Source organism: Lactobacillus sp. UMNPBX12, assembly GCF_002553955.1.
Lineage (GTDB): Bacteria > Bacillota > Bacilli > Lactobacillales > Lactobacillaceae > Lactobacillus > Lactobacillus crispatus.
The window spans coordinates 1-412 of the sequence record NZ_PCYY01000078.1 but is presented as its reverse complement, the minus strand read 5'-3'; the positions used below and the strand labels follow the sequence as shown (position 1 = coordinate 412).

At 37.4% G+C, this 412-nt stretch carries 1 protein-coding gene; it reads right to left on the bottom strand.

Annotated elements, in window-relative coordinates:
* A partial coding sequence (locus CP363_RS10560) for a cell wall metabolism sensor histidine kinase WalK (RefSeq protein WP_143468728.1) occupies positions 1-412 on the bottom strand: 412 nt, incomplete at both ends.

Here is a 412-nt window from a genome sequence, read left to right as displayed (position 1 = left end):
AACTTTGACGACCACCATATCATTTTCTTGCCGGGCATTGATCCGAATGTAACTTGCACCATTGCCATATTTAAAGGCATTTGAAACTAAATTATTAAAAACTCGACCAAGCTTCTCCGGATCCGCCTCAATCATTAAAGGATTAGGAATAACTGAGGAAGTAATTTCGATTCCGCGGTGCTGGGCTTCTAATTCAAAACTTGCCGTTAACTGTTCAATTAACTGGTTAAGATCGATTTTCATAATATTTACTGGTGCCCCATGTTGCTGAACTTTTGTATATTCAAACAAATCATCCACCAAGGTCTTCATTTGCTTAGCTTTCTCATAAGCAGTATGGGTGTATTTTAGAATATCTTCCTCACTACGATACTGCTTATCTTCAATCAATCCCAAGTAGCCAATAATACTA